Origin of the sequence: Arthrobacter sp. FB24, assembly GCF_000196235.1 — a bacterium.
In the GTDB taxonomy this organism is placed as follows: domain Bacteria; phylum Actinomycetota; class Actinomycetes; order Actinomycetales; family Micrococcaceae; genus Arthrobacter.
On sequence record NC_008541.1, the window covers coordinates 4,588,325 to 4,601,633 of the forward strand.

Sequence of the window (13,309 nt, forward strand, 5' to 3'; positions counted from 1 at the left end):
CCTCCCGGCGCCGGGAGCGCACCACCCGTCAAGAGACCCGAATGGAGCACCATGCTTACCGCAGAAGAAACCCAGGACAAGGAACGCCCCCTCCGCGAGACTGTCCGGGACACGCTCCGCACCAGGATCTTCGAAGGGCACTACGCTCCCGGCACCCGGCTGGTGGAACGCGACCTGGCAGCGGAGTTCAACGTCTCCCGGCTGCCTGTCCGGGAGGCGTTGCGGATGCTGCGCCAGGAAGGGCTCCTCAGCGACCGGGGTGCGCGCGGCGCCGAGGTCAGCTCGCTCAGCCCCAAGGATGTGGAGGACCTCTTCGATGTCCGCCAGTCGCTGGAGGTGCTTGCCTGCCGGCTTGCTGCCGTCCGGGCCACCGGCGAGGACCTTGAATACCTTGCCGGGCTGCTGGACGAGGCCGAACGCTGCCTCGCCATGGGCGCCGTCATGGAGGCCCACCGCGCCAACAGCGAATTCCACGACGCCATCACCCGGATCGCGGACAACGGCTTCCTCAAGTCCGCCCTGGAACCCCTGCAGGGCCGCATGCACTGGCTGTTCCGGCACGTGAGCGACCTGCCCGAACTGATCCGGGAGCACCGGGAACTCTACGCCGCCATCGCCAGCGGCGACCCGGACCGCGCCGCGGCACAGTCGGCGTCGCACATCGGCAAATACCGCGAACAGTTCCCCGACGACTTCCAGAAAACCGAACCCGCCCTTCACCGGAAGAAAAAATGAAACTCCTCGTCATCAACCCCAATATCAGCGACGACGTCACGGCGCTGATCGAATCGGAGGCCCTGCGCTCCGCCTCGCCGGGCACCGAACTGGTGGTCCGCACCGCGGCCCAAGGTGTCGAATACATCGAAACCCGCTTCGAGTCCCTGATCGCCGCCGGCGCGGTGGCCGAGGTGATCGCCGAATACACCGCGGGAACCGCCAACGACGGCCCGTCTGTCGGCGCCGACCCCGCGGACCGCATCGACGCGGCACCCGTCGATGCCGTCGTCGTCGCGGCCTTCGGTGATCCGGGCATGCCCGCCCTGAAGGAGCTCACGGACGTTCCCGTCATCGGGATCACCGAAGCCGCGCTGTGCGCCGCAGCCCTGCAGGGGCACCGCTTCTCCATCATCGCCATCTCCGACCGGATCCGGCCCTGGTACCTGGACTGTGTGGAGCGCTTCGGCCTCGGCGGCCGGCTGGCCTCCATCCGCTCCATCAACGAGGCGCTCAACGGCATCGCCTCCGTGCAGCAGGACTTCAAGGAAACGCTGCTGGCACTCAGCCGGCAGGCCGTCGCCGAGGACGGGGCCGACGTCGTCATCCTCGCCGGCGCGCCCCTCGCCGGGCTGGCCCGCGAACTTAGCGGCCAGATCCCGGTTCCGGTGGTGGACGGCATCTCCGCCGGCATCCGCATGGCGGAGGCCGTCGTCGGACTTCAATCCGGCCCGCACCGCGCGGGAGCCTTCGCGCCGCCGCCGGTCAAGGCCCGCAAGGGACTCTCCGAAAACCTCGACGCCGCCCTGGCTGCCGCGCAGTCAGCACAGTCAGCACGCACCGCTTCAACGAACTAGGAGGACAAAGATGTCCCGCATTCCCGACCTCGTCATCGCCCACGGCACCGTGGTCAACAGCTTCGGCCGCCGGAACGCCCACGTGGTGGTCCGCGACGGCCGCATAGAACAGCTCATCGATGCCGCGGAACCCGTCCCCGCCGCTAACCGCACCATCGACGCCACCGGACAGCTGGTGATTCCGGGCGGCGTGGACGGCCACTGCCACGTGGCCCAGGTGACCGGACGCTTCCGCACCTTGGACGACTACCGCACCACCTCCACCGCGGCACTGTGGGGCGGCACCACCACCATCATCGACTTCGGCATTCCCCGCGACGCGCAGGAAACCCCGCTGGCGGCCGTCCTGCACAAGAAGGAACTGGCGCTGGAATCCCGCTGCGACGTCGCCCTCCACGGCTCCGTGGTCAGCTGGGACGAGACCGTGCCCTGGCAGTTGGAGCAGCTCGCCGCCGAGGGGGTGCGTTCAGTAAAGATGTACACCACCAACCGCGGCACCACCATGGCGGACGGCGACACCATCCTGAAAGTGATGCGAGAGATGGTCCGGCTGGACGGCCTCACCTACATCCACGCCGAACACGACCCCATCATCAGCGACTGCACCCGGCAGCACGCCGACGACGGCAGGATCGGCATCGAACACCTGCACCGGACCCGCCCCGAGCTCGCCGAGGAAATCTCGGTCAAGGAAACCCTGGCCATGGCCGAGTACACCAAGGCACCGGTGTACTTCGTGCACCAATCCACGCCGGGCGCCGTCGACCTGGTCACCGAGGCACGGGCCCGCGGCCAGGAAGCCTTCTCCGAGACGTGCCCGCACTACCTCACCCTCGATGACACGGTGTACGGCTCCGCTTTCCCCGAATGGTACGCCTGCTGCCCGCCCATGCGCAGCCCCGAAACCGTTGCCGCGCTCAAGGAGCGGCTGGCCGACGGCGCCATCCACACGGTTTCCTCGGACCACTCCTGCTACGACCTCTCCCAGAAGCGCGAGCGCACCGATGACATCCGCGCCATGCCGCACGGCCTGCCTGGCGTCGAAACCCGGATGCCCGTCACCTTTACGGCCATGGCGTCCGCGGGCTCGTCAGTGGAGGACTTTGTGGAGGTCTTCGCCGCCGGCCCCGCCCGCATCAACGCGGTCCCCGGCAAGGGAACCATCGCCGAGGGCTTCGACGCCGACCTGGTGATCTTCGATCCTGCCGAGGAACGGACGGTGGACGGCGGTGCGCTGCACATGGGCACTGATTTCTCACCGTTCGACGGCCGCACGCTGACCGGCTGGCCCGCCGTCGTGGTTTCCGCGGGAAGGGTGGTGCTCGACGGCGCCGGCTTCCATGACCCCGGAGCTGTGGGACGTTTCGTGGCCCGGAACGGCTTCCGCGAACACCTCTCGTCCACCACGGCGTCCGCCGCCACTCCCGCGACCCTCTCCGCAGCTAAGTAGGAGCAGCCATGCCTTCCGAAGCACGCAAGACCCGCATCGGCATGATCGTGCCGTCCTCCAACACCTGCCTGGAGCCGCAGAGCTACCGCATCCTGGGCGACCGGGACGACGTCACCATCCACTTCACCAGGATCCCCGTTACCCGCATCGCGCTGGACGATTCCTCGGACAGGCAGTTCGACCCCGCTGTCATGAGGGCCGCCGCCGAGCTGCTGGCGACGGCGGACGCGGACGTCATCGCCTGGAACGGCACGTCAGGCTCCTGGCTCGGCGCCGACCACGACCGCGAACTGGTCGGTGAGATCGTCGACGCGACGGGCATCCCGGCCACCACGTCCACGCTCGCCTACCTGGCGGCTTTCGAATCCTTCGGCACGGAGCGGATCGGGCTCTTCACGCCTTATACGGCGGACGTCAACCACGCGATCATGGCTTCCTACGAGCGGGACGGCATCAAGACCATCGGCCATCGGGCCCTCGGGCTGAGCGACAACGAGTCGTTCGCCCGGGTCACGGAGGACGAGATGCGGCCGGGGTCGCTGGAGCTCGCGGCGGCACGGCCGGACGCCCTGATCTACCTTTGCACCAACCTGTACGGCGCCAACATCGCGGCGGAAATGGAGGCAGAAACCGGCGTACCGGTGCTGGACTCCGTGGCCGTGACCCTGTGGCAGTGCCTCAAACTTGCCGGGTCCCCCTTGCTCGCACCGAGGTGGGGCAGGCTGCTCGCAGACTGATCCAGCCCAGGCAAGAACCGACGGCGGCCCACTGGGAGCGGGCCGCCGTCGAACCCTCTTGAGTCTGCTGCGCGCTGCCATCTAGGCGGCAGCGGGCGCGTTCATCCTGACCGTCAGTGCGCCGGGAAGCATGGTCATGCGGACGTGCTTGCCGTCTCCTTCATGGTCGCCGTCGAGCTGGTAATCATCGGCGTGTTCAAGGGTGATCTCCACGTCCTTGCCCTGGAAGTACTCCACGGACGTGTCCTTGCCTTTGCCCTTGCCGATCATGCCGGCCACAACGGAGAACCAGCCGAGCTTGCCCCGGGGCGCCAGGACCACGACATCCAGCAGGCCGTCATCCACCTTCGCGTCGGGGAAGATTTCCAGTCCGCCCTGAACTTTGCCGCAGTTCCCCACCATGACGCTGCGGACACGGCGATGGACCACTGATTTGCCGTCGATGACAATGCTCGCCTTCACCGGTTTGCCGGGAAGGTTCCTGATGCCCGCATCAACGTAGGCCAGCCAGCCCACCTTGTCCTTCAGGTCCTCATTCGTGTCCGCCATGATGGTGGCGTCGTAACCCACGCCAGCCATCACCAGGAAGTGCTGCTCCTTGTCCGGATCGCTCCGGACGGCACGGACCACGTCGATCTTGCGGTCCTCGCCCGTCAGGGCACCGGCCATGGCGCCTTCAATATCGGTGACGTCCATGCCGAGGTTGCGGGCCAGCAGGTTTCCCGTGCCCAGCGGCAGCAGCCCCATGGGCGTGGAAGTGCCGGAGAGGACCTCTGCCACGCACCGAACGGTGCCGTCGCCGCCGGCGGCAATCACGACGTCGGCCCCGCGGCTCAGCGCTTCCTTCGCCTGTCCGACGCCGGGGTCCTCCTTGCTGGTTTCGATCCACATGGGCTCATCCCAGCCCGCATCTGCACAGTGCTTGGCCATCATGCCGCGAATATCGAAGTCCACCGGTTTGGCCGGATTGATGATCACGGCGGCGCGCTTGGGACCGGTGCCGGCCTGCGGCGCGGCGCTGCCTTCCGGAGTGTTCGTGTTCTCCGGCTCATTATTGTGCTGGGTCATGGCATCCTTCACGGGCAAATGGTCGGGGGTTCTCACTAAACTGAAGCGTAACTGAAAACAGGGTCTTACTGCCTTGCCGCAACCCGGACCTGACGCCTAGGCTCAGCACCATGAACACCTCTGGGCCGGGGCCGGAAATAACAGAACTCACCGTCCGTGAATGCTGGCGGCACCTTCGCTCAGCGTCAGTGGGACGGCTGGCGGTCATCAGCCATGCTGCCCCGGAGATCTTTCCGGTGAACTACCTGCCGGACGAGGGCACCATAATTTTCCGGACCGGTCCCGGGACGAAGCTCGACGCTGTGCTCGCCGGGGAGCCGGTGGTTCTTGAAGCCGACGGGCTGAACGTCTACGGGACCATCGCGTGGAGCGTGGTGGTCAAGGGGGTCGCCGAGGCCGTGCAGCCGGGCGAGGACGCTCCTGACGAGACTCCGTCGCCGTGGCAGGAGGGTGCCAAGGACGTCCTGGTCCGGATCACGCCCAGCGAACTGACCGGGCGCCGGTTTGTCATCGGTCCGCCCACCAAATGGTGGCCGCCCCTGGAGCCGATCACGCCGGGAAAGAAGGAATGAGCCACACGGGCTAGTGCTTGGCTGAAAGGTCCGCGGAAATCAGCCGGGCCGTCTCCACAGTTTCCTTCCGCACCATCTCCAGGTAGGCCTTGGGATCCGGTTTGGCGGCCACCGACTGGGCCTGCAGCGACACGTTGATCGCCGCCACCACCTTCGTCGGGCCGTGGTACACCGGCGCCGCTATGGACATCAGGCCAAGTTCGAGTTCCTGGTCCAGCAGGCACCAGCCCTGCGCGCGGACCGCGTCCAGGGCAGCCACAAGGTCCTTCGTGGTGCCGATGGCCCGGGGAGTGAGCGGCCTGATCTCAGCCTCCGCGAGGTACTGCTTCAATGCGGCCGGCGGCAGCGCCGCGAGCAGCACGCGGCCCATGGAGGTGGCGTAGGCCGGGAAGCGGGTTCCCACCGTGATGCCCACGTTCATGATCCGGCGGGTGGTGACCCGCGCGATGTAGGCGATGTCCTTGCCGTCCAGGACAGCGGCCGACGTCGACTCCCCCAGCCGCAGCGAAAGCTCCTCAAGGTGCGGCTGGGCAAGCTGGGGCAGCGACAGCCCGGACAGGTAGGCGTAGCCGAGCTGCAGCACCTGCGCGGTGAGGGCGAACGTCTTCCCGTCCGTGCGCACGTACCCCAGTTCCACGAGGGTGTGCAGGAAGCGGCGTGCAGTGGCCCGGGTCAGGTCCGTCCGTGCAGCAACTTCGGTGAGCGTCATCACCGGGTGGTCGGTGTCGAAAGCGCGGATCACCGCCAGCCCGCGGGCCAGCGATTGAACGTATTGGTCACTGGCCTGGGGCGCAGAGGAAGGCCTGGGCGCGGTCTCGGCTGCTGCGTCGGTCATGGTTACCAATCCTATTAGCCGCCGTCGTCTCCCCTGAGCGCGAACCGGCAGCTAATGACTCCAAATCGGGGATTTGGCGTCATCTTCTGCCGGTTCGCGCTGTGGTGAGGTTAGCGTTCGACGGCGGGGGCTGCCGTGAGGGGGACGGGCACCAGGGCCTGGAGCTCCTCGAGGGTGCAGCCGAACGTTTCGCGGACCTGGACGCCGTCCGGGCCCGTGAGGAACACGGCCTTGTCCGTGTACACGCGGGTCACGCAGCCCACGCCGGTGAGCGGGTAGGTGCAGGCCTCCACGATCTTGGACGCACCGTCGCGGGTCAGCAGCGTCATCATCACAAAGACGTCCTTGGCCCCGGTGGCAAGGTCCATGGCGCCGCCCACCGCGGGGATGGCGTCCGGCGCGCCGGTGTGCCAGTTGGCGAGGTCACCGGTGGCTGAGACCTGGAACGCGCCGAGGACGCAGATGTCCAGGTGGCCGCCGCGCATGATCGCGAACGAGTCGGCGTGGTGGAAGTAGGACGCCCCCGGCAGCTCGGTCACGGGGATCTTGCCGGCGTTGATGAGGTCTTCATCAATCTCATCGCCCTTGGCTTCCGGGCCCATGCCCAGCATCCCGTTCTCGGTGTGGAGCGTGATGTTCTGCTCCGGTTCGAGGTAGTTGGAGACCAATGTGGGCTGGCCGATACCGAGGTTCACGAAAGAGCCGGGCTTGATGTCCTTCGCCACCAGCCGGGCGAGGTCGTCGCGGCCCAGGGGCTGGTCGCTGCTCTGGATCGAGCCGGTCTCGCGGCTTGTCTGTGCGCTCATGTCAGGCCACCTTCACAATGCTGTTGACGTAGATGCCAGGGGTCACGACGTTCTCCGGGTCGAGTCCGCCGGTGGGCACAATCTCGGAGACCTGGACAATGGTGTGCTTCGCGGCGGCGGCCATGATCGGGCCGAAGTTCCGGGCGGTCTTGCGGTACACCAGGTTTCCGACGCCGTCCGCCTTGAGCGCCTTGATGAGCGCCACGTCGGCGTGGATGGGGGTCTCGAAGACCTGGCCGCGGCCGTCAAGGATGCGGGTTTCCTTGCCCTCGGCCAGCATGGTTCCGTAGCCGGTGGGCGTGAAGAAGCCGCCGATGCCGGCGCCGGCGGCCCGGATGCGCTCGGCCAGGTTGCCCTGCGGGACGAGTTCCAGTTCGATCTCGCCGGCCTTGTACTTGGCATCGAAGTGCCAGGAGTCGGACTGCCGCGGGAAGGAGCAGATCATCTTCTTCACCCGGCCTTCCTTGATGAGCAGGGCGAGGCCCTGGTCGCCCTGGCCGGCATTGTTGTTCACCACGGTAAGCTCGCGGGCGCCGCAGTCCAGCAGCGCGTCGATCAGTTCGAACGGCTGGCCGGCGTTGCCGAAGCCGCCGATCATCACGGTGGACCCGTCCTTGATGCCGGCGACGGCCTCGCCGACAGTGTCAATAAAATTCAGCATGTTCTTAGCCCTTAGTTCCCGTGGTGACGTTTTCGAGGACGACGGCGAGGCCCTGGCCGACGCCGATGCAGATCGCGGCGACGCCCCAGCGTTCCCCCGAGGCCTGCAGGGACCGGGCCAGGGTGCCCAGGATGCGTCCGCCGGAAGCACCCAGCGGGTGGCCCATCGCGATCGCGCCGCCGTGCCGGTTCACTATTGCGTGGTCGATGCCCCAGGCGTTGACGCAGGCCAGGGACTGCGCGGCGAACGCTTCGTTCAGTTCGACGGCGCCTACCTGGTCCCAGCCGATGCCCGCCTTCGCGAGGGCCTTGTTCGCTGCCTCTACCGGGGCGTAGCCGAAGTACTGCGGATCGTTCGCGTGCGCACCGCGGCCGGCGATCCGGGCCAGCGGTTCCATGCCCAGGAGCCCGGCGGCGTTCTCCGACCCGATCCAGGCCGCGGATGCACCGTCCGAGAGCGGGGACGCGTTGCCGGCGGTGACCGTGCCGTTCTCGGCTCGGAACACGGTCTTCAACCCCGCGAGCTTCTCCGCCGAGGACCCGGCACGGATGCCCTCGTCACGGACCAGGTCCGTGCCCGGCACCGGGGCAACGAGGTTGTCATAGAACCCCTCGTCCCACGCCGCGGCGGCCAGGTTGTGGGAGTTCGCGGAGAACTCATCCTGCTGCTCGCGCGTGACGCCGTACTTTTCAGCCAGACGCTCGGTGGCCTCGCCCAGGGAAATAGTCCAGTCCTTCGGCATCGCCTTGTTCACCAGCCGCCAGCCCAGGGTGGTCGAGGCCAGGTTGAGGTCGCCGGCCGGGTACGGCTTCTCGGTCTTCGGCAGAACCCACGGGGCACGGGACATCGACTCGGCGCCGCCGATCAGCATCAACTCCGCGTCCCCGGCATTGACCTGGCGGGAGGCGATGATCGCCGCGTCCAGGGAGGAGCCGCAGAGCCGGTTCACCGTGGTCCCCGGGATCGACACGGGCAGCCCGGCCAGCAAGGTGCCCATCCGGGCGACGTTACGGTTCTCCTCTCCGGCGCCGTTGGCGTTGCCGAAGACAACCTCGTCGATCCGCTCCACGTCGAGCTTTGGAGCGCGTTTGACGATCTCACCGATCACGTGGGCGGCAAGGTCGTCGGGACGGACGGCAGCGAGGCCGGAGCCGAACTTCCCGAAGGGCGTGCGCACGGCATCGTACACAAAAGCTTGATTCATAACTATTCCTCTAATTCCGTCTGATAGTCCCGACTGGGTCGCAGTTAATGTCGATATGAGGGCTCAAAACGACACCTGTTGCTGCCTAGTTGGGCGGGGCGGCAGCGTCCATGTCTCTAAAGACCTGTTGCGCTGTCTTGAAGGCGGTGTTGGCGGAGGGAACTCCGCAGTAAATGGCGGTCTGCAGCAGGATTTCCTTGATCTCGTCCCTGCTCAGGCCGTTGGTGATGGCTGCGCGGATGTGCATCGCCAGTTCTTCCCAGTGCCCGTGCGCCACCATGGCAGTGATCGTGACGGCGGAGCGCATCTGCCGGGTCAGGCCCGGCCGGGTCCAGATGCCACCCCACGCGATGCGGGTGATCATGTCCTGGAAGTCTTCGGTGAAGGAGTCCTTGTTGGCGTTGGCGCGGTCAACGTGCGCGGCGCCCAGCACCTCGCGGCGAACCACCATGCCGCCGTCGTAGATGTCCTGGCTGGTGGCACCCGGCTGGACGACCCCGTGCCGTTCCGGGCCGGCGGGTGCCCCGCCGGGGGTTTCGGGGCCGGTCACTTGGCCGCTCCGCTGGTTTCACTCCAGGTGATGAGGCTCCGCAGAAGTTCGGCAACATGGGCGGGCGCCTCGAACGGAGCCAGATGTGCCACTCCCTCCAGTGTCACGGCGTTTGCGGTGCCGCCGCCGGCGGTGATTCCTTCGACGATCTCCTTGGCAAACGACGGCGGCGCAACCGCGTCCTCCGCGCCGGCCACAGCCTGCGTGGGAACACGGATGCTGCCCAGCTCGGCGCGGACGTCGAAGCCGGCAAGGGCTTCGCAGCAGAAGGCATAGCTGAAACGGTCGGCATCGCGCAGGGAGTGCAGGAGCCGGCCGCTGAGCTCCGGTTCGCGATCCATGAAGCCGGGCGCGAACCAGCGCTCGGCTGAACCCTGGATCATCACGGGCGTGCCCTGGGTGCGGACGGTCTCCGCGCGCTCCAGCCAGCCTTCGGGCGTGCCGATCTTGGCACCGGTGCACTGCACCGACAGGCTCTTGAGGCGTTCGCCGTGCTTGATTCCCAGCTGCAGGCCGATGGCACCGCCGAGGGACACGCCGGCGTAATGGAACCTCTCGCCCGGGGCAATCGAGTCAACAAGGTCGACGACGGCGTCAGCCAGTTCGGCGACGTCGAACGTTTCCTTCGCAGCCGGTGACACGCCGTGGCCGGGCAGGTCGCAGGCGACGACGTCGTGGTCGGTCCCGAGGAGCGCGCCAGCCTGGCTCCACAGCAGTGAGGACGTCCCCAGCGACGGGCCCACCACCAGCAGGGGCTTGTCCCCCAGCGGGCGCTGGGGCGAGAGCAGTACTGCCTTGACTGTTGGTCTAGCCACGGGGGTCTCCGTTCAGGTCTGTTTCGGTAGTGGTTCCGGCGGGAATGGCCCGGCCTGCGTCAGCCGGTGGTTCACCGCTGCCGGCAAAGTCGGGGAAAGCGGCCAGGATGCGGCGGGAAATTTCGCCGGCCTGGCCCAGGTAGCTGGCAGGATCCAGGAGTTCTTCCAGCTGTTCGTCGGACAGGGCGCTGGCCGGAACGGCCTCCCGCAGCAGTCGGCGGTATGTTCCGGACTGCTCGGCGGGCGGGGCCTGGAGCGTCCGGTCCACCACGTCCTGGAGCTGTTGCTTGCCGGTGCGGCCGTCCCGTTCTTCGAGCAGCGGCGCCACGGCGGCGGATACTCCCTCGCTGAGCAGCAGCGGCCCGGACAGTTCGAGGTTGCGGCGCATGGCAGCCGGGAAGACCTGAAGGCCCTCCGCGAGTTCCCGCAGGTGCCCCGCGGCTCCAAGTGCCAGCCGAAGGAGCTGGCGGAAGGCCGGCCATTCGCTGTGCCAGGCGCCGTCGGGACGTTCATCGTTGAAATTGGCCGCTGCCAGATGCAGCTGCGCGGCCTGGCCGGGTGCCTGCAGCGCGGCGCTGCGAACCAGCACGGACAGCACGGGGTTCTGTTTCTGCGGCATGGCCGAGGACACTCCGCGACCGGCGGCCCGGGGTTCGGCGAGCTCTCCCACCTCCGGCCGGCTGAGGAACAGCACATCGCCGGCGATCTTGCCCAGCGCGTCCGTCACCGCTGCCAGGGCATCGCCCAGCGATGTCACAGCCAGCCGGTTCGTGTGCCACGGACCCGGTGCCACCGCCAGGCCAAGGTGCGCGGCCAGGTTGCCCGACAGGTCGAAGGGCGTATCCACCGATCCCTTGGTGAGCACCGTCCCGGCCGCAAGCGTTCCCGCGGCGCCGCCCGTCTGCAGCGGCAGCTCCACCGCCTCAAGGCGCCGGGCAGCGGCGGCCAGTCCGTGGAACCACTGCGCCGCCTTGAGCCCGAACGTAAACGGCAGCGAGTGCTGCGTCAGGCTCCTGCCCACGCACAGCGTGTCCGCATGCTGCTCCGCAAAGACCGCCAGCGCCGTCGTGATTGCGCGAACGTCAGTCATGAGTGCGGTCACGGCGTTCCTGGCCAGCAGCATCAGCGCCGAGTCCAGCACATCCTGGCTGGTCAGCGAGGCGTGCACCGCACGCAGTGCACCAACGCTCTCCGTGTCCAGCGCCTTGACCTCCGCGCGGAGGTCAGCAAGCAGCGGGATGACCGGATTGGCCCCACCCTGCGCGCGGACGGCGATGCCGGCCACGTCATAGCGGTCCACGTCCGCGGCGGCATCCACGACGGCGGCAGAGCCGGCTGGCGCGAGGCCGGCCTTCTCCAGTACCGAGGCCCAGCCGGCCTCGACGGCGAGGATCGCCGCAAGGACCGCACGGTCCCCCGTCAGCACCGCCACCGAAGGCGACGCCGACACGGGGCTAAGGAGTCCGACGTCGCCATCCGACAGGTGGGAAGCAGTCACTGCGCGGCGCCCCCGGCAGCCGCACCCTCGAAGTCGAGGAACACGGTTTCACCCTCGCCCTGCAGCCGGATATCCCAGGTGAGTCCGCCATCGGCGTCGCGGCGCGCAATCAGCGTGCTGCGGCGTTCGGGGTCCAGGGAGGACAGCAGCGGATCGGCCGCCAAAGCTTCCTTGTTCTCCGGCAGGTACACCCGGGTGAAGAGCCGGTTCATCAGGCCGCGGGCAAACACGGCCACGGAAATAAACGGAGCCGCCGCTGGTTTTCCGGGAATCGGCTCGGTGGGGCCGGGATTGACCGTGGTGAAGGTGTACACGCCGGTGTTGCCCACCGCGCTCCGGCCGAAGCCGGTGAACGTGTAGCCGTCGCGGACCAGCGAACCGGTACGGTGTACGACGTTGCCTTCGGAGTCCGGCTGCCAGATTTCCAGGATCGCGTCCGGGATGGGGTGGCCGGCGCCGTCGTACACCGTGCCCTGCAGCCGGATGGAGCCCGGCGAACCAGGAGCCAGCAGTTCACGGTCCTTCTCGTACGGGAGGGCGTAGCCGTAGAAGGGGCCTACGGTCTGGCCGGGGGTGGGGGTCAGCTTCGTGGGGTTGCTCATCCGACTACTCCTCGCCTTCTGTGCCAAATGCTTCGTTTTCGGTCCAGGTTCGCTTGGAGCCCGTCAGGACAATGTCCCACTTGTAGCCGATCGCCCACTCAGGCTGGGTGAGGTCGTGGTCGTAGGTGGCCACCAGGCGGTCCCGGGCATCCTGGTCAACGATGGACTGGTAGATGGGGTCCAGCGGGAAGAGCTGGTCACCGGGGAAGTACATCTGGGTGACGATGCGCTGGGTGAACTCCTGCCCGAAGAGCGAGAAGTGGATGTGCGCCGGCCGCCAGGCATTAAGGTGGTTCTTCCACGGGTACGCGCCGGGCTTGATGGTGGTGAAGCTGTAGGAGCCGTCGGCACCGGTGATGCAGCGGCCCACGCCGGTGAAGTTGGGATCCAGCGGGGCGGGGTGCTGGTCCCGTTTGTGGATGTAGCGGCCGGCGGAGTTGGCCTGCCAGATCTCCACGAGCTGTCCCGCTACGGGACGGCCGTCGCCGTCGAGCACACGGCCGGACACAAGGATGCGTTCACCCAGGGGTTCCCCGTTGTGCTGGATGGTCAGGTCCGATTCCAGCGCGTGAACGTCCATGTGCCCGAAGGCCGGTGAGAACAGTTCGATGGTTTCCGGGTCCGCGTGGTGCAGGTCCTTGGTCGGGTGGCGCAGGACGCTGCTGCGGTACGGTGCGTAGTCCAGCCGGGGCTGGATTTCCGCCTTGGCTCCGTTCTTGAGCGCCTCCGCATATGCTTCGCCGATCGACTTCATTTCTGCGCTGAGGTCCGCCTGCGATTCCACAGCGGCGTCAAGCGGCGCATAGGTCTTCGGTGCGGCTCCGGTTCCGGCCTCGGGCGCCGCGTCCGACACGTCTTCGGTGATCGGGTCGGCATTGAAAATTTCAAGGTTGATGTCTTCAGGCACAGCAGCCTCCTTTCAGTTGTTGTTGATGGTTGG

Annotated in this window: 15 protein-coding genes; 5 read left to right on the forward strand and 10 right to left on the reverse strand. The window is 67.4% G+C overall.

The window, feature by feature from the left end; translation table 11 throughout:
• Positions 1–51: 51 nt before the first annotated feature.
• The 4 genes from ARTH_RS20630 to ARTH_RS20645 are packed head-to-tail and all read left to right on the forward strand — an operon-like array spanning position 52 to position 3,758.
• Entirely contained in the window at positions 52–735 is a 684-nt protein-coding gene (locus tag ARTH_RS20630; RefSeq protein WP_011693887.1) for a GntR family transcriptional regulator, read from the forward strand.
• Positions 732–1,571: an aspartate/glutamate racemase family protein gene (locus ARTH_RS20635; protein ID WP_011693888.1), complete on the forward strand. Its 840-nt coding sequence runs from the start codon at positions 732–734 to the stop codon at positions 1,569–1,571. The genes ARTH_RS20630 and ARTH_RS20635 overlap by 4 nt, the downstream gene beginning before the upstream one ends.
• A gap of 10 nt (positions 1,572–1,581) precedes the next feature.
• A complete protein-coding gene (locus tag ARTH_RS20640; RefSeq protein ID WP_011693889.1) occupies positions 1,582–3,021 on the forward strand; it encodes an amidohydrolase family protein in 1,440 nt (479 codons plus the stop codon).
• A gap of 8 nt (positions 3,022–3,029) precedes the next feature.
• A complete protein-coding gene (locus tag ARTH_RS20645; protein ID WP_011693890.1) occupies positions 3,030–3,758 on the forward strand; it encodes a maleate cis-trans isomerase family protein in 729 nt (242 codons plus the stop codon).
• Positions 3,759–3,839: 81 nt separating this feature from the next.
• On the opposite strand, the gene ARTH_RS20650 is transcribed toward ARTH_RS20645, so the two are convergent.
• Positions 3,840–4,826 (reverse strand): diacylglycerol/lipid kinase family protein, encoded by a 987-nt coding sequence (locus ARTH_RS20650; protein ID WP_011693891.1) that lies wholly within the window; start codon positions 4,824–4,826, stop codon positions 3,840–3,842.
• A 110-nt stretch (positions 4,827–4,936) separates the two neighbouring features.
• On the opposite strand from ARTH_RS20650, the gene ARTH_RS20655 reads away from it, so the two are divergent.
• Positions 4,937–5,398 (forward strand): pyridoxamine 5'-phosphate oxidase family protein, encoded by a 462-nt coding sequence (locus tag ARTH_RS20655; RefSeq protein ID WP_011693892.1) that lies wholly within the window; start codon positions 4,937–4,939, stop codon positions 5,396–5,398.
• Positions 5,399–5,408: 10 nt separating this feature from the next.
• On the opposite strand, the gene ARTH_RS20660 is transcribed toward ARTH_RS20655, so the two are convergent.
• The 9 genes from ARTH_RS20660 to pcaH all read right to left on the reverse strand — a co-directional run bounded on the left by ARTH_RS20660 (position 5,409) and on the right by pcaH (position 13,276).
• Positions 5,409–6,233, reverse strand: a complete 825-nt coding sequence (locus ARTH_RS20660; protein ID WP_011693893.1) for an IclR family transcriptional regulator domain-containing protein — start codon at positions 6,231–6,233, stop codon at positions 5,409–5,411.
• A 110-nt stretch (positions 6,234–6,343) separates the two neighbouring features.
• Positions 6,344–7,039: a 3-oxoacid CoA-transferase subunit B gene (locus ARTH_RS20665; protein WP_011693894.1), complete on the reverse strand. Its 696-nt coding sequence runs from the start codon at positions 7,037–7,039 to the stop codon at positions 6,344–6,346.
• Position 7,040: 1 nt separating this feature from the next.
• Positions 7,041–7,700, reverse strand: a complete 660-nt coding sequence (locus ARTH_RS20670; protein WP_011693895.1) for a 3-oxoacid CoA-transferase subunit A — start codon at positions 7,698–7,700, stop codon at positions 7,041–7,043.
• Positions 7,701–7,704: 4 nt separating this feature from the next.
• Positions 7,705–8,904 (reverse strand): thiolase family protein, encoded by a 1,200-nt coding sequence (locus ARTH_RS20675; RefSeq protein WP_011693896.1) that lies wholly within the window; start codon positions 8,902–8,904, stop codon positions 7,705–7,707.
• Positions 8,905–8,989: 85 nt separating this feature from the next.
• Complete coding sequence (gene pcaC, locus ARTH_RS20680) at positions 8,990–9,454, reverse strand: 4-carboxymuconolactone decarboxylase (protein ID WP_011693897.1); 465 nt, start codon at positions 9,452–9,454, stop codon at positions 8,990–8,992.
• A complete protein-coding gene (locus tag ARTH_RS20685; RefSeq protein WP_011693898.1) occupies positions 9,451–10,269 on the reverse strand; it encodes an alpha/beta fold hydrolase in 819 nt (272 codons plus the stop codon). Before ARTH_RS20685 ends, pcaC begins: the two co-directional genes overlap by 4 nt.
• Positions 10,262–11,767, reverse strand: a complete 1,506-nt coding sequence (locus ARTH_RS20690; RefSeq protein WP_011693899.1) for a class-II fumarase/aspartase family protein — start codon at positions 11,765–11,767, stop codon at positions 10,262–10,264. Before ARTH_RS20690 ends, ARTH_RS20685 begins: the two co-directional genes overlap by 8 nt.
• Positions 11,764–12,369, reverse strand: a complete 606-nt coding sequence (gene pcaG / locus ARTH_RS20695) for a protocatechuate 3,4-dioxygenase subunit alpha (RefSeq protein ID WP_011693900.1) — start codon at positions 12,367–12,369, stop codon at positions 11,764–11,766. The genes ARTH_RS20690 and pcaG overlap by 4 nt, the downstream gene beginning before the upstream one ends.
• Positions 12,370–12,373: 4 nt before the next feature.
• Positions 12,374–13,276: a protocatechuate 3,4-dioxygenase subunit beta gene (pcaH, locus tag ARTH_RS20700; RefSeq protein WP_011693901.1), complete on the reverse strand. Its 903-nt coding sequence runs from the start codon at positions 13,274–13,276 to the stop codon at positions 12,374–12,376.
• Positions 13,277–13,309: the final 33 nt, after the last annotated feature.